A 24,890-nucleotide genomic window follows, 5' to 3' on the forward strand; every position below is an offset into this window, starting at 1 on the left:
CCGGAGGTGTACCACCGGGCCGACGACGACCCGTCATCGGATCGTAGGCGTCCGATCCGCCTCCATTCATGCCGTGGACATCTCACGTTGACGTTACTCGCCAGTACGCGCATCCTGCACGGTGGACAGTGTCCACTCGGCGGGGAAGGGCCCCGCCGGAATGCAATGAGGGAGCGTCATGGCACGGCTCACGATCGGGCGCTGGGGACGGCGTCTGATAACCGGGGTGGCGGTGATGACGGCCGCGGCCTCGCTGGCGCCGGCCTCCGCCTCGGCCCACGACAACGACGGCCACCGGTCCAAGACCCCCAAGATCGGCCACGTGTGGACGATCATCCTGGAGAACAAGTCCTACGAGGCGACGTTCACCGGGCTCAACCAGAACAGCTACCTGTGGAACACCCTCCCCCAGTACGGCGAGGTGCTGCGCCAGTACTACGGGACGGGCCACTACAGCCTGGACAACTACATCAGCCTCGTCTCCGGCCAGGCCCCGGCCCCGGACAACCAGGCCGACTGCCCCCGCTACACCGACGTCAGCCCGGGCACCCCGGCCGCCGACGGCCAGACCAACGCCACCAAGGGCTGCGTCTACCCGAACTCCGTGTACACCCTCTTCAACCAGCTGGACGACAAGAACCTCAGCTGGAAGGCGTACATGCAGGACATGGGCAACACGCCCGGCCGCGAGGACGTCTACCGCTGCGGCATCCCCGGCGACCCCTCCGGCGCCGGCGTCCCGCAGCCCGGCGGCTCCACCGCCCAGGACCAGTACGTGGCCAAGCACAACCCCACGGCCTGGTTCCACTCGCTGATCGACGACCCGCAGGAGTGCGGCAACGTCGTCCCGCTGGACGGCCGCCCCGCCGAGGGCGACCACCCGGCCCTCAGCGGCCTGGCCGAGGACCTCAAGAGCGAGGACAGCACCCCGGCGTTCTCCTGGATCACGCCCAACAACTGCGCGGACGCGCACGACTCGACCTGCAAGGGCGACAACGGCTCCGGCGACCCGAACAACCACCAGGGCGGCCTGTACGCCTCGGACCTGTTCCTGCAGCGGGTCGTCCCGCAGATCATGGCCTCGCCCGCGTTCCAGCACGACGGCCTGATCCAGGTCGTCTTCGACGAGGCCTTCCCGCCCTACAAGATGTACGGCAACTCGGTCGCCGACTACACCGGCAACCAGGACCCGAAGCTCAACACCCCCACCGACACCGCCCAGTCGGTCGTCGCGTGCTGCAACGAGCTGCCCGGCCCGAACACCACCCAGCCCGGCTTCCAGGCCTTCGGCCAGGACACCACCCCGGGTGGCGGCATCACCGGTGCGGTCATGATCTCCCGCTTCATCAAGCCGGGTTCGGTCAGCGACCAGCCGTACAACCACTACTCCTGGCTGCGCAGCATGGAGGACCTGTACGGCATCGACCACGGCGGCACCGACGACCACGGCCACCTCGGCTACGCGGCCGCGGACGGCCTGCGCCCGTTCGGCGGGGACGTCTACAACAACCCCGGCGGCAAGGCCCTCCCGCCGGCGCCGTTCGCCAGCACCGTCTACCCGGCCACGGCCCGGGCCGACGAGCCGCAGAACCCGATCGTCAACCCGGCCCCGGCCAAGAAGTGACCGACCGGACCTCGTGAAGGACCCACAGCACTGATGAACGCCGCACGCACCGCGGCGCCCCGCCGGGCCGGCCTCCGCCGGCCCGGCTCCGGGCGCGCCCGCTCCGCCCTGCGCCCGGCGGCGCTCGCCTGCGCCGCCCTGGCCCTCGTCCTGACCGGCTGCACCGGGGAGTCCTCCCCCGAGCACAAGAACGCGGCCGACACGATCAAGGACCTCGGCGCCGTCCCGATCCCCACGCCGCCCAGCGCCCGGCCGACGCCCGTCGCCGACGAGCAGCACCTGCAGCTGGTCGCCATGGGCGACACCGTCCAGGCCAAGCTGCCCGAGGGCGGCGCGGTGATCAGCGCCTCCGGCCCCACCCAGGGCGCCACGGCCGCGCCGGACGCCTCCGGGAAGGTCCCGGAGCACACCACCGGCACCATCACCGTCACCGTCCGGCAGGCCACCGCCCCGGTCACCATCGCCGCCGCGGACTTCTCCTCCCGCGACGACCAGGGCGCCGAGATCCCGCTGACCGCCACCGGCCCGGCCACCGTCACCGCCGCCCCCGGCGGCACCGCGACCCTCACCCTGACCGGCACCTACCAGGCCGGCGCCGCCCAGCTGACCTGGCGCCACGACGGCAAGCCCGTCACCGTCTGGGACTTCAACATCGAGCTCGACTGACCGGCCCCGCCGCCGGGCCCGCCGTCACCCCTCGACGTAGTCGACCAGCTGCATCATCCCCAGGTCCTCGTGCTGGAGCTGGTGGCAGTGGGCGACGGTGCGGCCGGCGAAGTCCTCGTACTTCACCAGGAAGGTCGCGCTGTCCCCGGGCTCCCCGCCGGCCAGGCCGACGGTGTCGTGCCAGACCGGCGGGTCGAGCCGCACGCCGTTGCGGTGGGTGACGAGCACGTGGTTGGTGTGCAGGTGGAAGGGGTGGTTGAACTCCGGCCGCCGCTCCTCGGTGCGCACCGTCCACCGCTCGACGGTGCCGAGCGCCAGGGTGTGGTTGACGTGGTCGGGGTCGAACAGGCCGTAGGCGGGGTCGCGGGCGAGGTCCCCGTCCGGGTCGGCCGCGGGGGTCGGGTTGCTGCCGAGCATCCGGTAGGCGTTCGGGAACGGCGGGCCGAAGACGCCCGGGTCGACGTGGAAGACCACCTCGCGGTCCGCGTCGGGGTTGGCGATGTCGTTCTCGTCGAGGTACGGCTTGCCCTGCGGCAGCGCGTCCGGCAGTCCCATCGGCGGGTCGACCGGGTCGCCCGCCACCTCGACGGTCATCAGCGGGCCGGCGACGCCGTCCGCCCGCAGCTCGTACGTCCCCGGGTCGCCGCCGCGCACCAGCACGTCCGCCCGGTTGCCCATCGCCAGGCCCAGGGTGTCCCGGGCCACCGGCGCCGCGAAGGTCACCCCGTCCTGCGCGATCTGGTGCAGGACCAACCGCCCCGGCTCCCCGAGCACCTCCAGGGAGAGCGCGGTGAACGCCGTCGCCGCGACCAGCCGCCAGCGCTGCACCTCGCCGGGGCGCAGCGCGAGGACGGGGTTCACCGCGCCGTTGACGGTGAGGACGGCCGGGACGGCGGCCAGCGACCCGCCGGTGGTGAAGTCGGGGACGGTGCCGTCCTTGAGCCGGAGTTCGTTGACGCAGACGACGAGGTCGGCGGCCGCCCGGATCTCGGGCACCTCGTCGACGTCGCCCTCGACGATGACGACCCCGGCCATCCCGCCGACGATCTGCGTGGCGGTGGCCCCGTGCAGGTGCGGGTGGTACCAGTACGTCCCGGCGGGGTGCCCGGCCGGCACCTCGACGGTCGTCAGGTACCGCGGCTCCGGCGCGCCCGCGTCGGCCTCCTCCGCCGTGCGCGGCGCGAACACCCGCAGCACGTTGTCGGCGTCGCCGGACGGCGCGACGTGCATCCCGTGGGTGTGCAGGTTGAAGCTGTTCGGGTCGTGCGGCCGGTTGTGGCCGCCGCCGGACGGCTCGGCCCGCTCGTTCGGCCCGGGCGATTCGTGCGGTTCGTTCGGCGGCAGCCCGTTGACCTGGGTGAGCCGCAGCACGTCCCCGCCGCGCACCCGCAGGGTCGGCCCGGGGATGCCGGCGTTGTACGTCCGGGTGGTCACCGTCCCGTACCCGGGGACGGCGACGTCGGCGAAGCGCACGTCGAGCACCCCCTCGGCCCCGAGCACCGCCGGCTGCGGGAACCCGCCGCCCGCCGCGGCCGCCCGCCCGGCGCCCGCGCGGCCGACCGCCCCGGCCGCGGCCGCCACCAGGGCCGCCCTGAGCACCGTCCGCCGACTGATTCCGTCATTTCGTCCCATAAGCGGGCAATCTAGGCCTCCTCCCCCACCACTCGGCGGAGCCACACCGCGCGCCCGCCACCCGGGTGACGCTGCGTCAGATCTGAGCTTTCCATGCCACCTCTGCACCCGCCCTGAGCTGGGCATATGTGTCCGGTGAGCGAACTGTTGCCGAAGACTTGTTCCGATACTCGGGCGTAGAAGTTAGGTTGCACCGCAATGCGCGGGTCTGTCCCCCACCCTCCGGCGTGCCGAGCCGAGGGTCACTCCGCGACGGAAAGGCAACAGGACACCCTTCATGAGTGCGGACACCACCAAGCAGGCGGCGCCCCCCGCCCCCGGCTCCCACCCGCCGGCCCCGATCGGGCACGGCGGCGACGGCCACCTGAAGGCCGGCCTCAAGAACCGCCACCTGTCGATGATCGCCATCGGCGGCGTGATCGGCGCCGGCCTCTTCGTCGGCTCCGGCGCGGGCATCGCCTCCACCGGCCCGGGCATCCTGCTCTCCTACGCACTGGCCGGCGTGCTGGTCGTGCTGGTGATGCGGATGCTCGGCGAGATGGCGGCCGCCGACCCGCAGAGCGGCTCCTTCTCCGCCTACGCGGACCGCGCGCTCGGCCGCTGGGCCGGGTTCACCATCGGCTGGCTGTACTGGTTCTTCTGGGTCGTGGTGCTCGCAGTCGAGGCGACGGCCGGCGCCAAGATCCTCCACCAGTGGGTGCCGGGCGTCCCGCAGTGGGGCTGGGCGCTGATCGTGATGGCGGCGCTGACCGCCACCAACCTGTTCTCGGTCGCCTCCTACGGCGAGTTCGAGTTCTGGTTCGCCGGCATCAAGGTGGTGGCGATCGCCGCGTTCCTGGTGATCGGCGGCCTCGCCGTCTTCGGCGCCCTGCCGGACACCCACGCGGTCGGCCTCAGCAACCTCACCGGCCACGGCGGCTTCCTGCCGAACGGCGTCGGCGCGGTCTTCACCGGCATGCTCACCGTCGTCTTCGCCTTCATGGGCAGCGAGATCGTCACCCTCGCCGCCGGCGAGTCGGAGGACCCGGAGAAGGCGGTCAGCAAGGCCACCAACAGCGTCATCTGGCGGATCGGCGTCTTCTACCTGGGCTCGATCCTGCTCGTGGTCACCCTGCTGCCGTGGGACTCCGCCGAGGTCAAGGCCAGCCCGTACGTCGCCGTCCTCGACCACGTGGGCATCCCGCACGCCGGCCAGGTGATGGACGTGATCGTGCTGACCGCCGTGCTGTCCTGCCTCAACTCCGGCATGTACACCGCCTCCCGGATGGCGTACTCGCTCGGCCAGCGCGGCGACGCCCCGAAGGCCTTCGCCACGGTGACCTCCCGCGGCGTCCCGCAGGTGGCCATCCTCTCCTCGGTGGTGTTCGGCTTCGTCGCCGTGTTCTTCAACTACACCTACCCCGAGACCGTCTTCTCCTTCCTGCTCAACTCCTCCGGCGCCGTCGCCCTGTTCGTCTGGCTGGTGATCTGCTTCTCGCAGCTGCGGATGCGCAAGATCATCGAGCGCGAGACGCCGGACCGCCTGACCGTGCGGATGTGGCTGTACCCCTACCTCACCTGGGTCGCCATCGGCATGATCGGCTTCGTCATCGCCTACATGTTCACGGACGCGGACGGCCGCAAGCAGATGTACCTCTCGCTGGTCGCCGCCGCCGTCGTCCTCGGCGCCTCCGTCCTGGTCGGCCGGCGCCGCAAGGCCGCCGCCGAGGCCCTCACGCAGGGCTGACCCCGCCGTCCCACCCGGGCCCGGAAGCCGAGGAACGGCTCCCGGGCCCGCGTGCGTCCACGGCCGGAAACGAACAGACCGGGGCAGAGTCGGACCGAACCGGGCGGGGTGGGACGATACCTGCCATGTCCAGCACGTCTCCCCCGGTCCGGGGCACCGCCGCCCCGCCCGACCCGCTCCGCCGCCTGCTGCTCGACCTGGGCGAGGCCCTCCTCGGCGGCGGCCTGCCCGTCCACGACGTCGAGGAGGAACTCCGCGCGCTCGGGCAGGCCCTGGGCGCCCCGGAGGTCCGGGTCGCCGCCCTGACCAACGGCCTGTTCGTCGCCCTGGACGCGGACGAGGCCACCCGGTTCCAGCCGGTCGGCGCCGCGCTCCGGTTCGAGCAGACCGCCGACGTCCTCCACCTGGTGCACCGGCTGCGCCGCGGCGAGCTCGACGGCCCCCGGGCGCTCGCCGAACTGGACGCCATCCGGCGGGCGCCGGCCCGCTGGCCCGCCTGGGTCGCCGACCTCGGGGCGCTGCCGGTCGGCATGGGGATCTGCCTCTTCCTGCAGCCGCTGGCGGCGAACGTGCTGGCCGCCGGCGCCGGCTCGCTGATCGTCGTGGGGCTGACCGTGCTCGCCCGGCGGCTGCCGTACCTGCGGCCGCTGCTGCCCGTCGCGGCCGGCTTCCTGGTCGCGCTGCTCGTCCTCTCGCTCGCGCGGGCCTCGCTGCTGGACGGGCCGCTGCGGACGATCGTCGCCACGCTGGCGATCCTGCTGCCGGGCGGGCTGCTGGTCACCGGGCTGTCGGAGATCGCCGCCGGCGCGGCCAGCGCTGGGACGGCCCGGCTGGTGTCCGGCGCGGTGCAGCTGGCGCTGTTCCTCGCCGGGGTGGCCGCCGCCGCGACCGCGACCGGCATGCCGGCCGGCGCCCTGGCCAACGTCCAGGTGGCCGAGCCGAGTTGGTGGGTGATCGGGCTGGGGCTGGCGATCGCCGTCGCCGGCGTCGTGATCAACGTCAACACCCCGCCCCGGGCCATCCCGTGGATCGTCGCGGTGATCGCGGTCAGCGTCACCGTCCAGGTGGTGGTCGGCTCGGCGCACGGCGCGGCGATCGGCGGCCTGGCCGGCGCGGTCTCCGCGGCGCTCGCGGCCACCCTGGTGCACTGGCTGCCCGGCGGCCCGCTCTGGCAGGTGCTCTACCTCCCGGCGTTCTGGATCGTCGTCCCCGGCTCGTTCGGCCTGCTGAACACCGCGCAGATCGAGGTCGGCAACGGCGCGCAGTCCGTCCTGGCGGCCGTGTCGGCGGTGTTCGGGGTGTCGATCGGCACCCTGATCGGCTCTGTGATCAGCCGCGTCCCCCGCCCCTCCCTCGCCGCGCTCCGGCCCGGCCGCCCCTGAGTTCAGGCCTGCCGCAGCGTCTCGCCGAGCCGGGTGGCCGCCTCCACGACCGCCTGGGACAGGTGCACGCCCGGGTGCCGGCTGAGCCGTTCGATCGGGCCGGAGACCGAGACGGCGGCCACCACCCGGTTGGACGGGCCGCGCACCGGCGCGGAGACCGAGGCGACCCCGGGCTCGCGCTCGCCGAGCGACTGCGCCCAGCCGCGCCGCCGCACGCCGCTGAGCGCGGTGGCGGTGAACCGGGCGCCCTGCAGCCCGCGGTGCAGGCGCTCCGGCTCCTCCCAGGCCAGCAGGATCTGTGCGGCCGAGCCGGCCTTCATCGGCAGGGTGACACCGACCGGGACGGTGTCGCGCAGACCGGAGAGCCGCTCGGCGGCGGCCACGCAGATCCGCACCTCGCCCTGCCGCCGGTACAGCTGGGCGCTCTCCCCGGTCACGTCGCGCAGGTGGACGAGCACCGGCCCGGCGGCCGCGAGCAGGCGGTCCTCACCGGCGGCCGCCGAGAGCTCCCCGAGCCGGGGGCCGAGGATGAACCGCCCCTGCATGTCCCGGCCGACCATCCGGTGGCGTTCCAGTGCGACGGCGAGCCGGTGCACGGTGGGCCGCGCCAGGCCGGTGGCCGCGACCAGCCCGGCCAGCGTGGCGGGCCCGGCCTCCAGGGTGGCGAGGATCGAGGTGACCTTGTCGAGCACGCCGACGCCGCTCGTGTTCTCCATGGACGGGTACTCCAGTCTCAGAACCCGTGAGCGGCGGGGTGGGTGCCGGGTCACGGGGGCTCCGCGCGGGGAGCGTGGGGGTGGTCAGCGAGGACGGGCCGGAGAAGTCGGCCGGTCGCCTGCGCCGGGCACGAGACGGGTACGCGGAAGCGCCGGGGCGGGAAGCGCCCGGGCGAAGGACAGCACTGGAAGCACCGTGTCTCCTCATCTTTCCCGCGCCACGTTGGCGACAGGCCGGAGTTGGCACTGATCCCGGTCGTCGCGGCGCGCACGTCGCGCGCCGGGTCGGCCGGGGAGTTGCCGGGGCTTCGTCGGGCCGGTCCCTCCACCCCTCTGGATGATTCGCGAGGAACCCTACAAGATTCCCTCGGCCCGCCACCAAACCTCCCCCCTTCCCGACCTCGCCCCGGTCCCTCGCCGGCCCCCGGGAACGACGGTGCACCGGCCGCCGTCGGCAGCCGGTGCACCGTCACGCGGAGGTCGTCAGTGCAGCACGTCGAGCACGTTGTCCGCGTTGTTGACGAAGTAGACCGCGTCGCGGTCGAGGTCCAGCGCGAGGCCGAACAGCGCACCCGCGCCGGGCGGGCTGCCCGCGCTGTTGATCTGCTTGACCGCCACCTGCTGCCCGGCCGGCGTGGTCTCGACGATGTTCCCGTCCCCGCCGTTGACCGTCAGCACGTCACCCCGGGGCGTGATCGCCATCCCCAGCGGGCCGTTGAGGCTGCCGCCCGCGGTGACGACCCGTCCGGTGCCGGCGCTGTCCTTGCGGAAGATCGCGTCCGGGATGGCGGTGATCCGGTTGAGGGCGGTGTCGGCGACGAAGAGCGAGCCGTCGTGGCCGAGGCCGACGCCGGTCGGGCCGACCACCAGTGCCGCCGGGTCCGTCCGCTCGGCGAAGCCGGAGCCGATCTCGGTGGTGGCCACCCGCTGCGGCGGCTCGTCGCCCGCGTCGCACAGGGTGATCCGCAGGACGGTGCCCTGGTCGACCTCGGCGCCGCCGCCCGCGACCGTCCCGTTGAGCACGTTGGTCACGAACAGCTCGCTGCGCTTGCCGATGCTGATCGAGGTCATGTCCCAGGGCCCGTTGATGCCGTCCCCGGCGATGGTCTCGCGCACCGTGCCGTGCTTGTCGAGCACCAGCAGGCAGCCGGCCCGGGCGGTGGGCGACATGCCGTCCGCGGTGGGCAGGCTGCCGACCACGACCCAGCCGCCGGGCAGCACGGTCAGCGCCGTGGTGAGGCCGACCCCGCCGGGGCAGGGGCCGGGCAGGTGGGCCGGGTCGATCGTGGCGAAGGTGGTCACCGTGCCGTCCGGGGCGACCTGCACCAGCGTGGTGCCGAGGCCCTGCAGGTTGGCCGAGTTGTTGAAGTTGCTGATCAGGACGTTGCCCCGGTGCAGGTCGCCGATGCTCTCCCGGACGGTGAACGTGCCGTACGGGTTCACGTCGCCGTTCGCCGGGACGGTGGACGCGACGGGGGACACGGTGGTCAACCGGTCGAGGAACGCCGGCGGATCGGCGGCGGCCCCGGCCGGGGTCGCACCGGCGGCCAGGCCGACGGTCAGCGCCGCCGTCGCCAGCACGCTCGAACAGGCCCGAAGTCTCATGTGTACTGCCTCCTGGAGGGCGGGCCGGACGGCCGGAGCCCGGCGTCCCGACCCGTGGAAGTGCTCGGATCGCCCCCGGGCCCGTCGGACGGGCCCCGGCCGCCACGCTAGCCACCCGACACCGCGCCCCGCCCGCCGACGTGCGCCGAATGCCGGGCACCCGGGTGACGGCCGCACAGCCCCTCAGGCCGACACACCGGTCCGGTCCGCACCTGCCGTCACAGGTGCGGACCGGAGGTCCTTCGTCCCGGGGCCGCCTCCCCCCGCCGCGCTCGACGGCTCAGCGGGCCGCCGGCACCGCCCCGCTCGGGACGCCCGTGCGGCGGTCCACCACCCGGGCCGTCTTCCAGCTCACCGGGCCCGCCCCGCCGGCGCTCTCGGCCATCGGCCCGTGGGCGACCGTGACCGGCACGCCGAGGACGGCCGAGGCCTCCTCCACCGTCCGGTCGACCACCGCCCGGGACGGCTCGAAAGCGGGCGGGAGCACGAGGGTGATGCCGTCCGTGTCGGCGCCGGCGGGCCGGTCGATGACGATGCGGTAGTCGGTGTGCCCGCGCAGGTGGCGCAGCAGCAGGTCCTCGATGTCGTAGGTGGTGACGGCGGCGCCGTTGACCACCACCGGGTCGCCGGCCCGGCCGAGCACCTCGATCCGCTCCGCCGGGATCGCCGTACCGGGCGCCGCCGGGTGGACGCGCACCAGGTCGCCCGTCCGGTAGCGGAGCAGCGGCTTGGCGCCCTGGTAGAGGTGGGTGACCACGAGCTCGCCGCACCGCACCCCGGCCGCGTCGGCCTCGGCCGGCCGCAGCGTGGCCGGGTCGAGGACCTCGTAGTGGTTGATCAGCGGGGTGAGGTACAGGCCGCCGTCCCCGGCGCCGGCGCCCAGCACGGACGCCTCCTGGGACCCGTACAGCACGTTGTGGGCCTCGGCGTCCCAGAGGAAGCCGATGTTGTCCAGGAGCGCGGGCGGCGCGACCTCGCCGGTGAGCATCAGGACCTTCACCGGGAGGTCGCGGCGCGGGTCCAGGCCCGCTTCGAGGGCCGCGGCCGCCAGCGAGAGCGCCATGCTCGGCGTGCAGATCAGCCCGGTGATCCCGAGCTTCCGGATCACCCGCAGGGCGCGGTCGTAGCCGACCAGCGGGGAGAGCGGCCACAGCTTCGCCACCGCGATGCCCAGGTTGCGGCACACCTCGCCGAAGGTGTCGCCGTTGGCGTGCAGGTCGTTCGGGCCGCTGATCCCGATGACCTGGTCCGCGCCGAACCGGCGAAGAATCGTTTCGCTGTGGAAGGTCAGCGCCATGTTGGTGTGCAGGCTGTCGACGTTGCCGCGCGGCGCGGGCGTGGAGGCGCCGGTGGTCCCGGTCGTCTCGTAGTACACCCAGGCCTCGGACAGCGGCCGGGAGAGGACGTCGAGCTGATGCGTGCGCAGGTCCTCCTTCGTGGTGAAGGGGATCTCGGCCAGCGTCCGCGGGGTCAGCGCGGTGATGGCCTCCGGGTCGATCCCGCCGAGGCGGGCGCGGTACATCGGCGACCGCTCCCGCACGTAGGCGACGGTCCGGCGGAAGCCCTCCAGCTGGTGGCGGCCCAGCCGCTCGGCGGTCCAGCCGCCGGAGACGAACTCGGCGTACTGCGCGTGCAGGGACGTGGCGAGTGCGGCGAGTTCGGGATGGAAAACGGTGTACACGGGGTGGTTCCCTCTCTGGTCGACGGCCCCGCGCGGGCCCGTCGTGCGGTCCGGTCAGCGGAGCATCTGCGCCCGGCACTGGTCGAGGCGGAAGCCGGCCACGGCCTCGGCGGGAGAGAGCTCCTCGATCCGCCGCAACTCGTCCGCCGACAGCCGCAGGTGCGCGGCGCGGGCATTCTCCTCGACGTGCTCGGGCCGCTCGGCCCCGGGGATCGGCACCACGTCGGCGCCCCGGGCCTGCACCCAGGCGAGGGCCAACTGGTTGACGGTGGCGCCGCATTCACGCGCGAGCTCGCGCAGCGCCGCGACCAGCCGGAGGTTGCGGTCGAAGTTCTGCTCGGCGAACCGCGGGTTGCGGCGCCGGTCGTCGTCGGCGGCGAGGTCGTCGAGCGTGCGGAAGCCGTCCGAGAGGATGCCCCGGGCCAGCGGCGAGAACGCGACGATCCCGATCCCCAGCTCCCGGCAGGTCGGCACCACCCTCGCCTCCAACTCCCGGCTCCACAGGCTCCATTCGCTCTGCACCGCGGACACCGGGTGCACCGCGTGCGCCAGCCGGATCTCCTCCGGGCTCGCCTCGGACAGCCCGACGTGGCGGACCTTGCCCTCCGCGACCAGGTCGGCGAGGGCCAGCATCGTCTCCTCCAGCGGCGTGGCCGGATCGATCCGGTGCACGTAGTAGAGGTCGATGTGGTCGACGCCGAGGCGGCGCAGGGACTGCTCGCAGCTGCGCCGGACGTAGTCGCCCCGCCCGCTCACGGAGCGCTCGTTCGGGTCGTCGGTGCGGACGATGCCGAACTTGGTGGACAGCACGACCCGGTCGCGCCGGCCCCGGACGGCCCGGCCGACCAGTTCCTCGTTGCGGCCCCGGCCGTAGATGTCGGCGGTGTCCAGCATCGTCACGCCGAGGTCCAGCGCGCGGTGGACGGTGCGCAGCGCCCGGTGCTCGTCGACCGGCCCGCGGAACTCGCTCAGGCCCATGCAGCCCAGCCCCTGCGCCGGGGCGACCAGCCCGCCGAGCGCCCGGGCGGGTAACACCCGCGCCTCGACGGCGGCACCGTCGACGGCGCCGGGCGCGGGGCCCGCCTCCGTCGACGTGGGTCTCAGTGGCGTTCCGACTTCCGATCGAGACATGCGGATCCCCTCCCACTCCGGGCCCGATCTGGGCACACGTCAGTCAACGGTGATCCGTCGAACACGAGTTCAGGAATCACACTTACGTGCAGGGACCTGCCAACATCGCACCCGTACCACCGGTCGCCACGGCTCCCACGACAACCACTGGCCACATCCGTATCCGGGATGAACCCGCCCACATCGGCCCGCGGCGCCGATCGCGGGTCGGCCGCAGTCCGATCGAGGGCCGATCGCAGGCCGATCGCAGGCCGATCGCGGACCGGCCGCACGCCGGCCTCATACCGTCCGGGACCCCCGGCGCCCCGAACCGCGCAGGTCAGCGGGACCGGCCACGGATGGCCGGTCCCGTGGCCTGGTGTCCGGCGCGCGGAGATCGGCACGCTCGTCCTCGACGGCAGCGAACACAGAGAGGGCGCCTGGTGGGCGAATCGTTGTTGCCCGGTGATCCGCGGCAGTTGGGCGGCTTCTACCTCGACGGCCGGCTCGGCGCGGGCGGCCAGGGCGTGGTGTACGAGGGGTACGACGTTCAGGGGCGGCGGGTCGCCGTCAAGGTGCTGCGCGCCGTCGACGCCGAGGACCGGGAGCGGCTGCGCCGGGAGATCCCCGCCTGGCGCAAGGTCGAGCCCTACTGCACCACCCGGGTCCTGGAAGCCGACCTGGACGGCACCGTCCCCTACGTCGTCAGCGAGTACGTGGCCGGCCCGGACCTGCGCCGCGCCGTGAACGACGGCGGCGCGTACGGCCCCGAGGAACTGCGGCGCCTCGCGGTCAACCTGGCCGGGGCGCTGGTGGCGATCCACCGGGCCGGCGTGGTGCACCGGGACCTGAAGCCGGAGAACATCCTGCTCGGCCCGGACGGCCCCCGGGTGATCGACTTCGGCCTGCACCCTCGGCCTCTTCTTCCAGCTCTCCGTCAGCGAGGTGCTCCTCCAGGGGCTCCTGGTCGGCCTCGCCGCCGGCTTCGCCTTCTCCGCCGCCTACGCCATCACCCTCGCCGTCAACCACGGCGAGAGCTGGAAACCGACCTACACCCGCCTGCGCTGGCCCCGCGGCGGCGACGCCGCCCGTGCCCGCTCCCCCCGCGCCATCGCCGTCCACCTGGGCTCGCTCTTCCTCGCCTCCTTCGTCCTCGGCGCCGGCTGCGCCGTCGCCAGCTCGGCCCAGTGGTACCTGTTCGACCACGTCCCCCTCGGAAACCCCCGGATCCGCGACACGGCGATCGCCAACATGACCCTCTTCGGCCTGACCTTCGCCACCGCCACCACCGCCGTCTTCGGCCTCCTGACCGCCCTCGAATCCCCGATGGACACCGCCTCCGCCGCCGCCCGAGCCGCCTCCTGGCCGCCAACCGCTCCACCATCACCCGCCAGGCCGCCCTCCTCCTCCCCCTCTTCGGCATCACCGTCTCCGCCGGCGGCGCCTGCTGGGTCCACCTCCTCCAAGGCACCTTCGGCCCCTACGACTGGGGCCTCCAACGCGCCATCACCATCGGCGCCATCGGCAGCATCAGCGCCGTCCCCGCCTACGTCCTCGGCTTCACCGCCTGGGGCCAGTGGCTCCTCCTCGTCCGCATCTGGCTCCCCCTCACCGGCAAACTCCCCCGCGACACCATCACCTTCCTCACCGACGCCTACCACCGCGGCGCCCTCCGCCAATCCGGCGCCGTCTACCAGTTCCGCCACCTCCGCCTCCAACACCACCTCCACACCGACCACCCACCGGGCCGCCGACCGGGCCACCCCGGGACCACCTCCGCCGGCCCCTCCCGCCCGGACGCACCCACCCGGCCGACGTAGCACCACGAGGCCGAGGGCGCCGGCACCACCCGCCCTCGGCCTCCTCCGCCGCCACCTGCCGCCCGTACTCCGACCCACCCCCGGAAACGGCGAAAGCCCCGCCGACCCGCCGGTCGGCGGGGCTCCGTCATCACCGGAGGAACGACAGGCGGACTCCTCGGCGTCGATGAGGTGGGGGCGATTCCTTCGTCGAGCACGTGCCGACGGAAGGCGGGCCGGCACTCGGCGCCGCCGCCGGTCCGGATGACCTCGACGCGGAACGGCAGCCGCTCCAGGGTGCGGCCCGGGAGCTGGACGGCGGTCTTCCGGGCAGACGACTGGCCCCGGTCCGTGTGGGGACGGACCGGGGCCCGGGGCACCGTCAGGTGGTCAAGGGGGTCAGGCGCCCATGGCCTCGACGAGGCTCTTCGGGCGCATGTCCGTCCAGTTGGTGTTGATGTAGTCGAGGCAGGACTCGCGGCTCTCCTGGCCGTACGCGACGGTCCAGCCGGCCGGGATCTCGGCGAAGACGGGCCACAGCGAGTGCTGGTTCTCCTCGTTGACGAGGACGTAGTAGGAGGCGCTGTCGTCCTCGAACGGGTTGGTCGCCATGATCGATCGGGCTCCTGTCGGTTGGTCGTGTGTGCGAATGGAACAGGGTCGACGTCCGCCGAGGTCGGTCAGCGGGACAGCGCGCCGGCGGCCGCCATGCGGTGGCGACCCGCGGAGACGGATCCGGGCAGCCGGTCGATCGCTTCCGCGACGTCCGGCCAGGATGTGATCGGATCCCGGTACGCCATCCGCGAGTACGCGCCGCCGAACGAGAAGTACCAGCGCGGCGGCTTTCCTGCCATCACCGTCTCCAGGGAATTCGCGAAGAATCGCCAGTCGGAATTCTGGCGATTCCCAGCGGGGCCGGACAAGCCGTTCTGCAGCTAACTGCCAGGAATTCTCGGGCATCCGATCAGATCGGTGTCTGCGAGCCGGGCGGCCGTGGCGGAACCGAATTCGGCGACGCGCGGAGCCCGGGTGATCCCCTGCGGCTCCTCCCGGGCGGCAGTGACCGGCAGCGGCAGACGGCAGCGCAGGTCAGGCGGTACGGCGGGCCTGGCCGAGGGGCCGTCCCGCGGTCAGCAGCCCGAGTTCGGCGGCCCGCGCACCGGCCTGGAAGCGGGAGTTCGCACCGAGCATCTCCATGAGCTCGGCGACGTACCGGCGATAGGTGCGGACCGAGACCGACATGTCCCGGGCGGCCACCTCGTCCGTCAGCCCGGCGTTCAGCCGGTCGAGGATGCGCCAGACGAAGTCCGCCCTGGCCCAGCCCTCGAAGTCGAGCCGTTCCTCGACCGGGACGGCATGCCGCCAGATGCCGGCGAACAGGTTGTGCATGGTGTGGATCACCGAGTGGTCCCGGATCACCGCGGCCCGCCGGTTGCCGGACCCCGGGTTCGCGCAGGCGAGCACGACCTGGTGGTCGACCATGATCGCCTCCGTCCACGGCAGGTGGCAGATCCGGACCTCCAGCCGGCGGCCCGCGGCGAGCTGTTCCCGGACGAAGTCCCGGTCCGACGTCTCCGGCACGCACAGCAGCCGCACGGCGACGTCGTCCGGGCAGGCGTCGAGCATCTCGCCGAGCGCGCCGTAGATCGCCCCGGCCCTGGGGACGTCCGAGGCGAGCACCACGTGGAGGGTCTGCCTCGTGCGCCCGATCAACCGGGCTGCCACCGAGGACAGTTCGGCCTCGTCCGGTGGCAGGACGGTGACGACGGCGGACCGGGAGAGGACGTCGCGGTGTCTCACCACGGTGTCCTCGATCAACGCTTGGACCTCCAGCAGCACATTCTCGATCTCGTCCCCGAGCGGGCGGCGCGCCGCCCACGCTGGTGCACCCGACAGTTCCCTCATGACTACCCCCGTGACACGCGACTTCGGCAACCGTCATGGAACAGCGCGGCGCGCCGCTGTCCTACGGCGCTGTCCGCAAGCTGCGCGCCCGGCCGACCGCGAGCCCGGCGCGGCCCCCGATCGACGACGGTCCGTGCCCGCGCCCTTACCGGTGGGTGACCGAACTGCCCTCCCGGGAAGCCTGGTTGGCCGATTCCGGCCATGGCAGATAGCGGTCAGCCCCCGGTGTCCGGAGCCCCTGGCTGCCGGCCGGTGGCGCAGCGCGATCCGGTGGGCGTCCGCCGATCCGGCTGCCCCACTCGCGTCAGCGCGCGCCGGCCGCCGGCGCCGCCTCCTCCGCCACGGTCCAGCCGTCCGCGTCCAGCAGCCGGGAGAGCGCCGGCGCGGACGCCTGCCGCACGAGCAGCTCGACCAGCCCGCGGGGGCGGTCCATCGAGTGCTCGATCCGGACGTCCTCGATGTTCACCCCGATCTCCCCGACCGCGGTGAACAGCCGTGCCAGCGCTCCGGGTTGGTCCGGGACCAGCACCGGGACGGCGGCCAGGTCGGTGAGCGGGGTGCCCGACTTGTGGGCGACCCGGGCCCGCCCCCGGTTGCCGTGGCGCAGGACGTCGTCCAGGGTGGCCGCGGCGTGCTTGCGCCGTGCGGTGTCGGTGTCGGCCAGGCCCCGCAGCGCGGAGATGGTCCGGCCGAGGTCGGCGGCGTACTCGTCCAGGACGTCCGCGACGGCGGCGGCGTTGGCGTCCAGGATCTCGCCCCACAGGCCCGGGTCCCCGGCCGCGATGCGGTTGACGTCCCGCACCCCGGGCCCCGCGACCCGGATGCTGGACTCCCCCGCGTCCGCCAGGCGGGCCGCCATCAGGGCCGAGACCAGGTGCGGGGCGTGCGAGATCAGCGCGACGGCGCGGTCGTGCGCCGCGACGTCCATCACCACGGGGGTGCCGCCGCACAACGAGGCGAGTTCGAGGGCGCGGTTGAGCGTCTCCTGGCAGGTGTCCCGGGACGGCGTGAGCACCCACGGCCGCCCCTCGAACAGGTCGGCCCGGCCGGCCAGCGGCCCGGAGCGCTCGGTGCCGGCCATCGGATGCCCACCGATGTAGCCGACCGGGTCCGCCCCCGCGCGCTCGATCTCGTCGTGCGGCCGGCCTTTCACGCTGGCCACGTCCGTGTAGGAGCGGGCCAGGCCGGCGCGCTGCACCCGGGCCAGGACGGTGCCGATGTGCGCGGGCGGCACGGCGAGGACGGCGAGGTCCACCGGCGTCTCCGGGGCCGCCAACGAGCCCGCGCCCATGGCCTCCGCGGTCCGCACGGCCGTCCGGTCCACGTCGTCCAGGTGCACCGCCACTCCGTGCCGGCTCAGCGCCAGGCCGACCGAGGTCCCGATCGCCCCGGTTCCGATGACGACGGCGCTTCTCATCGGCCGGGCCCGGCGATGCCGCCCGCGGCGTCCGCGCGCCGCGCTGCCGTGAGTTCGACGTGGTCTGCGTGCATGGTGGTTTCCCCTCCGACAGTGCTGGGGTCGGTCTCGGTCGCACCGGTGCGCGGCACCCGGGCCACCGGCCGGCCGCCACTTCGGGCGACGCCGCCCCGGCCTTGCGCGCGGTGGCCGACTCGGCGGCCTTGCGACGGCGGTGGTAGTGCACGGTCAGGATGCCGAGCAGTGGCCCCCAGGCTCGGCGCCGAGCATCTGCTGCAGGCATTCGAGCTGATGGCTGATCGCCGGCTGCGAATATCCCGGTTCCTTCGCCGCGTGGTCCATGCGCCCGATCTCCGCCACGGATACGAAGGCGCGGAATTCCCTTTCGGGCAAGGCGGCCCCCCTGTCCTTGCCGCGGCGCAGCCGACGGTCGGCGGCCAAGCAACGGATCCCGGTGATTTCCACTCCATGACAGCTCATCCGAAGTAGCTCGGCAATGGCCGTTACAGGAAGCTGCAAACCCCGCCGGGCCACGCCCGGCCGGGGCGTTCCGCCGTCGACCGGCGGATCGCCGCGCACAACACCCGGAGCCAGGAGGATGCCACCCACCCCAAGTCCGGCACCGGCAGCCGGCAACGCGACGCCCTCTCCCCGACGAGCCCGACCCGCCATCCTCCGAGGCCGCCACCGCGTCGCCGGTCACGCTGTCCACGCCGGGGGCGCCCGTTCTACCGGCTCGGGACGGTCCCGCGCGAGGAAGCCCACGGCATGGGTGACAGCGGCGCAGGGCTGCGGGAGGGGCGGAGGTTCACCCCGACGATGGCGCTGCGCCCGGGCGAGCAGGTCCAGGTCGACAGCACCCGCCTGGACGTGCCGGCCCTGTTCGAGGACGGCAGCCCGGGCCGGCCGGAGCCGACCGTCGCCGTGCGGGTCCTCTTTCTTCCCGGGGTGGCGGGTCGGGTCACGCGGGAGAGAGCAGGACCGACGGGTCCAGCGCCGCCACCGGCCGGACGCCACCGACGCGCCGACCGCCGCCGGTCGCCGGCTCCCCCGCGAACCCCGTGAGCAGCCGTGGGTCGACTCCCGCGAGGGCCAGCGCGGCCGCCGCCACCGGAACGCGCGCCCGGTTCGCGCCGTCGGCGATCTTCACGGCGACGGCGCGGCCGTCCGGCAGTGCGGCGACGTGGACGCCTTCGAAGCCGTCCTTGGCGATCAGCCCAGGCACCGCGCGCATCAGCTGGGCCACGTCTCGTCCGGCGCCGGAGGCCATCTCCGGGTGGCCGCGCAGCGCGTCGGCCACCCGGCGCTCGGGCGTGCCCGACTGCCCTGCGGCGATGCGGGCGGCGGCGCGGGCGAGGCCGTGCAGGGAGACGGCGAACAGCGGGGTACCGCAGCCGTCGACGGTGACGTTGGCGGTGCGCTGGCCGGTGAGTTCCTCGACGACGTCGGCGATCATCCGCTGGAGCGGGTGGGCCGGGTCGAGGTAGTCCTCCAGCGGCCAGCCATTGAGCGTGCAGAGGTAGAGCATCGCGGCGTGCTTGCCGGAGCAGTTCTGGGCGAGCCGGGAGGGCGAGCGCCCCTCGCGGACCCAGGCGTCCCGGACGGCCGGGTCGTACGGCAGGTCCGGAACGTTGCGCAGGTCGTCCTCGGTGGCACCGGCCAGTTCCATGATCCGTCGGGTGCCCGCGAGGTGGCGCTCCTCGCCGGAATGGCTGCCCATCGCGAGCGAGAGCAGCTCGCCGTCGAGCGGCAGCCCGGCTCGCACCATGGCGACGGCCTGGAGGGGCTTGAGGGCCGATCGCGGGTAGCAGGCCGCCTCGGTGTCGCCGAGGCTGAACCGTGGTTCGCCGTCGGCGCCGAGAACGATGACGGAGCCGTAGTGGACGCCCTCGACCATGCCGCCCCGGGTGACGTGGGCCACGGGTGCGTGGCGGGGCTCGCGGATCGCGGGCGCGTCCGTGAGGGGACTGCTGAGCATGACTGCCTCGCTCGGTGGTGTGTTGTGGCTGCCGGCCTGCGGGCGACGGCCCCGGGGCGGTGTGCGGCGGTCCGTGGGGATCCCTGGGGCCGCCCCGGGTTCAGCTGTCGGCCCCGGCGGTGCGCGCGATGCGCCCGCGGATCGCGAACCAGCCGGTGACCAGCGCCGCAGCGATCAGCGGTACGCAGAGCACGGTGGTGCGTCCGGCGCCGCCGTCGGCGTACATGAGGACCAGGACGGAGGCGAGGAAGGCCAGCGTCACGAGTTCGGTCCAGGGTGAGCCGGGCAGGCGGTAGCCGGGGCGGGTCAGTTCGCCGGCCTTGGTCTTCCGCCAGAACAGGAGGTGGCAGAGCATGATCATGCCCCAGGTGGCGAGGATGCCGATGGCCGCGAGGTTGAGCACGATCTCGAACGCGTCGGCGGGTACCAGGAAGTTGAGGCCGACACCGAGGACGCACATGCCGCTGGTCAGCAGGATGCCGCCGTAGGGCACCTGGGTGCGGCTCATCCGGGCGGTGAAGCGCGGGGCCGATCCGTTGACGGCCATGGAGCGCAGGATGCGGCCGGTGGAGTAGAGGCCGGAGTTGAGCGAGGACATCGCCGCGGTGAGGACGACCAGGTTCATCACGCTGCCCGCCGCCGGGACACCGATGTGGGAGAGCACCGTCACGAACGGGCTCTGGCCGGAGGTGTACCTGTTCCACGGCATCAGCATCGACAGCAGCACGACCGAGCCGACGTAGAACAGGCCCACGCGCCACATGATCGAGTTGATCGCCTTCGGCATGATCTTCTCGGGGTTCTCGGTCTCCCCGGCCGTCACGCCGACCAGTTCGACGGAGGCGTAGGCGAAAACGACGCCCTGGATGATCAGCAGCATCGGAAGGATGCCGTTGGGAAAGATGCCGCCGTTGTCGGTGATCAGGGACGGGCCGGGTACGACGCCGTCGACCGGGTGCTGGGTGACGAGCAGGAAGATCGCGATGCCCATGAACACGACCAGGGCGCTGACCTTGACGATGGCGAACCAGAACTCCAGTTCGCCGAACATCCGCACCGAGATGAGGTTCACGGTGAGGACCACGGCCAGGGCTATGAGTGCGATCACCCATTGCGGGACGTCGGAGAACAGGTGCCAGTAGTGGGCGTACGTGGCGACGGCGGTGATGTCGGCGATGCCGGTGGTCGCCCAGTTGAGGAAGTACATCCAGCCGGCGGTGTACGCGCCCCTCTCCCCCATGAACTCCCGGGCGTACGACACGAAGGCGCCGGAGGACGGGCGGTACAGGACCAGCTCGCCGAGCGCTCGCACGACGAGAAACGCGAAGACGCCGCAGATGGCGTACGCGACGAACAGGGAGGGCCCGGCGTCGGCGAGCCGTCCGCCCGCGCCGAGGAACAGCCCGGTGCCGATGGCACCGCCGATGGCGATCATGTTGACGTGCCGGGCTTTCAGGGACTTGCTGTAGCCGGTGTCGCCGGCGTCGACGTGACGGGTCGTGGGGCGCTTCTCGTCTTTGAGGAACTGCTCGCTCACGCCTCGGCTCTGCCTTCTCTTGAGGTGTCCGCGCGCGGGGGGCGCACGATGTCGGTGAGGGTGGCCTCCACGCGGTGGAGGTGGTGGGACATCGCCTCGACGGCGTCGGGCTCGGAACCGTCGATCAGGGCCTCGACGATCGCCCGGTGCTCGCAGTTGGACTGCTCGCGCCGACCGCCGAGTTCGTTGAGGAGGGTCGACTGCCGCGCCAGTGCGTCACGGATCTCCTCGATCACCCGGCGGAACACCGGGTTGCCGGAGGCCTCGGCCACCGCCAGGTGGAACACGGTGTCCAGGGCGACCCACGCGGTGGTGTCGGTCTCCCGCTCCATCCGGTCGAGCAGGTGGGCCAGGTGGTCCAGGTCCTCCGGGGTCCGGCGCAGCGCCGCGTAGCCGGCGACCGGGATCTCGACGTGCCGGCGCACTTCCAGGAGGTCGCTGGCCGCGTAGTCGCCGAAGGTGGGGTCTTCGACCGTGTTCGCCACGACGAAGGTGCCCTTGCCGGTCTTCGAGACCGTCAGGCCCATGGCCTGCAGGGCCCGGAGCGCCTCCCGCAGCACGGGCCGGCTGACCTCCAGGTTCCGGCACAGTTCTGCTTCCGAGGGGAGCTTGTCCCCCACGGCGTACTGACCGCGCTCGATGGCGCTGCGCAGGTGGCCGAACACCGCTTCCATCGCGCTGACGCGCCGCGGGATCGAACCGCCTGTCTGGCTGTCTGACAGGTTCACGGGGTGATCCTGGGGGTTGGAGCACAGCGGTGTCAAGACACCGGGGTCGGTGGAGTGACCTCCGGTGTGCTCCGCCGGATGCGCAGCTCGCGCTCGGCGACGGGGCCCGGCGCGGGGTTCGGAGCCGCCCTGGCGGCGGCCACCAGGGCGTGCACCACGGCCGAGTCGAAAGCCATCTCGGGGTGCCACTGCACGCCGACCGCGAAGCGGTGCCGGGTGCTCTCGATCGCCTCGATGGTGCCGTCCGCCGTGCGGGCGCCCACGATCAAGCCGGCCCCGAGGGACTCCACCGCCTGATGGTGGTGCGTGGCGACCTGGCGGGTCCCCGGCAGGAGTGCGCCGATCCGTGTTCCCGGCACCGTGGTGACGGCATGAGGGGAGAAGTGGCCCCCGTGCAGGTTGTGCCCGTGGTGACCCACCGTTTCGGGGAGGTGCTGGATCAGGGTGCCACCGGCATGCACGTTCATCAGTTGCATTCCGCGGCACACTCCGAGCACCGGCATGTCACGCGCGAGACCCTCGGTCAGCACGGCCCACTCCCACCGGTCGCGCTCGCGGACCGGCGGTCCCGTGCACGGATGCGGCCGCGCCCCGTACAGCGTGGGATCCACGTCTTCTCCGCCGGTCAGGACGATCGCGTCCAGACGCGCGACGACATCGGGCGCGGCCTCCGGCGCGTCCGGCGGCAGCAGGACCGCACGGCCGCCCGCCGCCTGGAGACAGCTGACATACGCCGCGGGCAGCAGCGCGGCGGGCAGCTCCCACTCCCCCCACTGAGCGTCGGCGAGGTAGGTGGTCAGTCCGATGAGTGGCTTGGGCATACCACTTCCTTTTCAGGGGCGAAGGAGTCGATCGTCGAGGGCCGTCTCCTCCGCGGCCCACCCGCCCGACTGACGGGTGGGCAGGCGGGCTGCGGAAGAGGGGGTGCACGGCCCCGCGGGCGCACGAACGCGCCCGACGAGGGATGGGGTGGGTCGCGGACCCGGGGGGCGGAGGCTTGCGCATCCGGGCCGCGAGCAAGAATCCTGCTGCCGTTCATGCTTAAGCGCAAGAAAAGACATCTTCGCGACAGATAAGTGAGCCTTAACTCCGTGCAGAGACTCGACCCCCGCTTGCTCGCCACCCTCGAATCCGTGGTCCGCCACCGCTCCTTCAACGCCGCCGCACGCGAGCTGGGCTACAGCGCGCCCGCCGTCTCGCAACAGATCGCCGAACTCGAACGCCGCGCCGGCCTCATCCTGATCGAGCGCCGCCCCGTACGCGCCACCCCGGCCGGCATGGTCCTCCTCGACGCCGAACAGCGCGTCCGAAGCGCATTGGCGGCGGCGTCCGTGGAACTCGACGCCATGCGTGCGGGCACGGCCGGACGGATCAGGCTCGGCGCCTTCGCCTCCGCCGCCGCCGGCATCGTCCCGCAGGCGCTGGCAGAGCTTCACGTGACCTATCCGGATGTACAGGTCAGTCTCTCCCAAGTGGAGCCCGAAGCCGGCTACAGCCGGCTCAAGCGGGGCGACATGGACCTGGCCCTCAGTTACGACTACGACTTCATCCCGATGCCACCGCCCCGGGGGCTGCGCCGAACGCTGGTCGCGCGGGACCCGGTCGTGGCGGTGGTCCCGGCCGACCACCCCCTCGCCCACCGGGACGTCATCCGCCTGGCCGGCCTCGCGTCCGAGACCTGGATAGCGGCTCCGGAGGCCGCGTTGCGCCTGGAACTGCTCGCTCAGATGGCCAAGACGCCGGGCTTCCAGGCCCGCCTGGAATACGACGGCGACGACTTCAACACCGTGCTCGGCTTCGTGGCCGCCGGCCTGTGCGTCGCCGTCATGCCGCGACTGGCCCTCCCCCCGGGTAGCACCCAGGTCGTGGCACGCCCCCTCGCCGACCCGGAGCTGACGCGCTTCATCTACACCGTCCGCATCGACACCCGGCACGCCCCACGCGCCCTCCTGGGCCTGGAACGCATGCTCGCCGCGCAGGCACTGTCCGCCCTCTCATGAGGCGGGGCAACGCCGCGACGAGTTCGGACCCGAACGTCGCCGGCCCGCCTGCGGGCCGGTCCTCCGGTCAGCCTCTCACCCCTCAGGCCGGACACTCCGGTCGGCGGTGAGCCGCTCCCGCCACTCGGCCACGGCGACGGGGGGCATCGCCGCGAGGCGGGCGATCACCTCGTCGTCCCGCCCGTCGGTCCAGCTGAGGACCCGGGTCAGGACGGTGTTCCGGACCAGGCGGACCTCCTTGAGCAACTCCTCCAGGCGCTTCAGCTCCTCCCCGGTGGCGGCAAGCGTGTCGTCGACCGCCGCCCTTTCCTCGGCCCGCTGTTGCCGCAGGTAGGCCGTCAGGCCGGTGAGGACCACGCCGTCGTCGGCCGCAGCGCCGCGGAACGTCTCGGCGAGGTGGTCCAACACGCAGTCAGTGGCGTCGGCGAGACTCGCTCCCACCACCTTCGCGCCCTCCCAACTGCTCCGTCCGGCATCGCTGGTCCGCAGCCAGAGCCCGGCTTCGACCGGGGCACGATCGCCGCAAGCGGCCGCGCGGTAGGCGTACAGAGCCGCACGGTGGCCGTAGAAGGTGTAGCCCTCCTCGATCCGGACGCCCGCCGGAGTGCACATCCGTCCCGGAACGCCGCCGTAACCGGAATCGGGTTCGTAAGCGGCGTAGGCGTCCAGCTCGGCGTCGGTGGCCGTCGCCCAGGCCGAATCGCACAGCTCCGGATTCCGGGCGATGAAGTCCGCCACTTCGACCCGGCATCCGGGAACCGGGCTCATGCGGGGCTCGGACCAGGCCACCGTGCCCGTCGCATCGAGCGTGTAGAGGCAGGCCTGTTCGATATCGCTCCAGGCCGTGGCAGCCTCGGCGGACCACTCCAGATCCCCGGCCGGGCCCACACGGTGCAGCGAGCCGATCACCCGCTGGACCATGGGCAGGATCCGTCCGACCAGCGTGTGGAGCTCCTCGGCGCTGAAGAAGCGCCAGGTGTCGGCGCCCTGCTCGTCGACCGTGCGGTGGGTGAGCGGGAGCGCGAACACGGCCGGGGAAGGCAGAGCGCCATCGCCGGCCGCGGCCCGGCAGTGCCCCGGAAGCCAGGGGGCGGCGTCCTCGTCCTGGGTTCGCCAGTCGGTGTCCCCGAACCAGACGGCACCGGTGGCGGCGTCGACGGCGAGCCACTGCTGGTAGCCGTTACCCGGCCCGAACCGTTCCCGGTGGTGATCGGCCTGCCGGTCGTGCCACACGTATTCCGCTGGGGGCGGATTGAGTTGGACGGCGACGAAACCGTCCTGCGGGGTGTACCCGACAACGACATGTGCCGTCGGTTTGCTGTTCTCGGTCCCGGACATGCGGCTCCCTCCGTGCCGGACCGTGGCGGATCCGCCACTGTGCGAC

The 24,890-nt window shown here is 73.0% G+C and carries 21 protein-coding genes and 1 riboswitch; of the genes, 6 read left to right on the forward strand and 15 right to left on the reverse strand.

The window, feature by feature from the left end; all coding sequences use genetic code 11:
- The first annotated feature begins 178 nt into the window (after positions 1-178).
- The gene (locus tag ACPC54_RS07615) at positions 179-1,624 is read left to right on the forward strand and encodes an alkaline phosphatase family protein (RefSeq protein ID WP_498962266.1); all 1,446 of its coding nucleotides are present in this window, start codon (positions 179-181) and stop codon (positions 1,622-1,624) included.
- A 33-nt stretch (positions 1,625-1,657) separates the two neighbouring features.
- Positions 1,658-2,290: a hypothetical protein gene (locus ACPC54_RS07620; RefSeq protein ID WP_498962268.1), complete on the forward strand. Its 633-nt coding sequence runs from the start codon at positions 1,658-1,660 to the stop codon at positions 2,288-2,290.
- Between the two features lie 24 nt (positions 2,291-2,314).
- Here ACPC54_RS07620 and ACPC54_RS07625 read toward each other — a convergent pair whose 3' ends face one another.
- On the reverse strand, positions 2,315-3,922 hold the full coding sequence (locus ACPC54_RS07625) for a multicopper oxidase family protein (RefSeq protein WP_498962270.1): 1,608 nt from the start codon (positions 3,920-3,922) through the stop codon (positions 2,315-2,317).
- A gap of 277 nt (positions 3,923-4,199) precedes the next feature.
- Here ACPC54_RS07625 and ACPC54_RS07630 point away from each other — a divergent pair, with 277 nt between their 5' ends.
- Both ACPC54_RS07630 and ACPC54_RS07635 read left to right on the forward strand, forming a co-directional pair.
- Positions 4,200-5,648 (forward strand): amino acid permease, encoded by a 1,449-nt coding sequence (locus ACPC54_RS07630; RefSeq protein ID WP_498962272.1) that lies wholly within the window; start codon positions 4,200-4,202, stop codon positions 5,646-5,648.
- Between the two features lie 125 nt (positions 5,649-5,773).
- A complete protein-coding gene (locus tag ACPC54_RS07635; protein ID WP_498962274.1) occupies positions 5,774-7,030 on the forward strand; it encodes a threonine/serine exporter family protein in 1,257 nt (418 codons plus the stop codon).
- 2 nt (positions 7,031-7,032) lie between these two features.
- Here ACPC54_RS07635 and ACPC54_RS07640 read toward each other — a convergent pair whose 3' ends face one another.
- The 4 genes from ACPC54_RS07640 to ACPC54_RS07655 all read right to left on the reverse strand — a co-directional run bounded on the left by ACPC54_RS07640 (position 7,033) and on the right by ACPC54_RS07655 (position 12,010).
- Positions 7,033-7,746 (reverse strand): IclR family transcriptional regulator, encoded by a 714-nt coding sequence (locus ACPC54_RS07640; protein WP_498962276.1) that lies wholly within the window; start codon positions 7,744-7,746, stop codon positions 7,033-7,035.
- A gap of 201 nt (positions 7,747-7,947) precedes the next feature.
- Positions 7,948-8,090, reverse strand: a riboswitch (SAM riboswitch).
- Positions 8,091-8,229: 139 nt separating this feature from the next.
- Positions 8,230-9,351, reverse strand: coding sequence for an NHL repeat-containing protein (locus tag ACPC54_RS07645; protein WP_498962278.1), 1,122 nt, complete (start codon positions 9,349-9,351; stop codon positions 8,230-8,232).
- A 280-nt stretch (positions 9,352-9,631) separates the two neighbouring features.
- Positions 9,632-11,032 carry a phenylacetate--CoA ligase family protein gene (locus tag ACPC54_RS07650; RefSeq protein ID WP_498962280.1) on the reverse strand — a complete coding sequence of 467 codons (1,401 nt, stop codon included), beginning with the start codon at positions 11,030-11,032 and terminating at the stop codon, positions 9,632-9,634.
- A gap of 54 nt (positions 11,033-11,086) precedes the next feature.
- Positions 11,087-12,010, reverse strand: a complete 924-nt coding sequence (locus tag ACPC54_RS07655; protein WP_498962449.1) for an aldo/keto reductase — start codon at positions 12,008-12,010, stop codon at positions 11,087-11,089.
- A gap of 590 nt (positions 12,011-12,600) precedes the next feature.
- Here ACPC54_RS07655 and ACPC54_RS07660 point away from each other — a divergent pair.
- On the forward strand, positions 12,601-13,962 hold the full coding sequence (locus ACPC54_RS07660; protein WP_498962282.1) for a protein kinase domain-containing protein: 1,362 nt from the start codon (positions 12,601-12,603) through the stop codon (positions 13,960-13,962).
- A 378-nt stretch (positions 13,963-14,340) separates the two neighbouring features.
- Here ACPC54_RS07660 and ACPC54_RS07665 read toward each other — a convergent pair whose 3' ends face one another.
- The 9 genes from ACPC54_RS07665 to ACPC54_RS07705 all read right to left on the reverse strand — a co-directional run bounded on the left by ACPC54_RS07665 (position 14,341) and on the right by ACPC54_RS07705 (position 22,327).
- Positions 14,341-14,553, reverse strand: coding sequence for an MbtH family protein (locus tag ACPC54_RS07665; protein ID WP_498962284.1), 213 nt, complete (start codon positions 14,551-14,553; stop codon positions 14,341-14,343).
- 68 nt (positions 14,554-14,621) lie between these two features.
- Positions 14,622-14,795, reverse strand: a complete 174-nt coding sequence (locus ACPC54_RS07670; protein ID WP_498962286.1) for a hypothetical protein — start codon at positions 14,793-14,795, stop codon at positions 14,622-14,624.
- A 235-nt stretch (positions 14,796-15,030) separates the two neighbouring features.
- Positions 15,031-15,846 carry a LuxR family transcriptional regulator gene (locus ACPC54_RS07675; RefSeq protein WP_498962288.1) on the reverse strand — a complete coding sequence of 272 codons (816 nt, stop codon included), beginning with the start codon at positions 15,844-15,846 and terminating at the stop codon, positions 15,031-15,033.
- A 304-nt stretch (positions 15,847-16,150) separates the two neighbouring features.
- Positions 16,151-17,263 (reverse strand): prephenate dehydrogenase, encoded by a 1,113-nt coding sequence (locus ACPC54_RS07680; RefSeq protein WP_498962290.1) that lies wholly within the window; start codon positions 17,261-17,263, stop codon positions 16,151-16,153.
- A gap of 228 nt (positions 17,264-17,491) precedes the next feature.
- On the reverse strand, positions 17,492-17,728 hold the full coding sequence (locus ACPC54_RS07685; protein ID WP_498962292.1) for a helix-turn-helix domain-containing protein: 237 nt from the start codon (positions 17,726-17,728) through the stop codon (positions 17,492-17,494).
- A 496-nt stretch (positions 17,729-18,224) separates the two neighbouring features.
- Positions 18,225-19,241: an asparaginase gene (locus ACPC54_RS07690; protein WP_498962294.1), complete on the reverse strand. Its 1,017-nt coding sequence runs from the start codon at positions 19,239-19,241 to the stop codon at positions 18,225-18,227.
- Between the two features lie 100 nt (positions 19,242-19,341).
- Entirely contained in the window at positions 19,342-20,778 is a 1,437-nt protein-coding gene (locus ACPC54_RS07695; RefSeq protein ID WP_498962296.1) for an amino acid permease, read from the reverse strand.
- Entirely contained in the window at positions 20,775-21,452 is a 678-nt protein-coding gene (locus ACPC54_RS07700; protein ID WP_498962451.1) for a FadR/GntR family transcriptional regulator, read from the reverse strand. The genes ACPC54_RS07695 and ACPC54_RS07700 overlap by 4 nt, the downstream gene beginning before the upstream one ends.
- An 86-nt stretch (positions 21,453-21,538) precedes the next feature.
- Positions 21,539-22,327, reverse strand: a complete 789-nt coding sequence (locus ACPC54_RS07705) for a gamma-glutamyl-gamma-aminobutyrate hydrolase family protein (RefSeq protein ID WP_498962298.1) — start codon at positions 22,325-22,327, stop codon at positions 21,539-21,541.
- Positions 22,328-22,597: 270 nt separating this feature from the next.
- On the opposite strand from ACPC54_RS07705, the gene ACPC54_RS07710 reads away from it, so the two are divergent.
- Positions 22,598-23,506 carry a LysR family transcriptional regulator gene (locus ACPC54_RS07710; protein ID WP_498962300.1) on the forward strand — a complete coding sequence of 303 codons (909 nt, stop codon included), beginning with the start codon at positions 22,598-22,600 and terminating at the stop codon, positions 23,504-23,506.
- Between the two features lie 75 nt (positions 23,507-23,581).
- On the opposite strand, the gene ACPC54_RS07715 is transcribed toward ACPC54_RS07710, so the two are convergent.
- A complete protein-coding gene (locus ACPC54_RS07715) occupies positions 23,582-24,844 on the reverse strand; it encodes a hypothetical protein (RefSeq protein WP_498962302.1) in 1,263 nt (420 codons plus the stop codon).
- Between the last annotated feature and the right edge of the window lie 46 nt (positions 24,845-24,890).

The sequence above is a fragment of the Kitasatospora sp. NPDC094028 genome, assembly GCF_049543595.1.
Lineage (GTDB): Bacteria > Actinomycetota > Actinomycetes > Streptomycetales > Streptomycetaceae > Kitasatospora.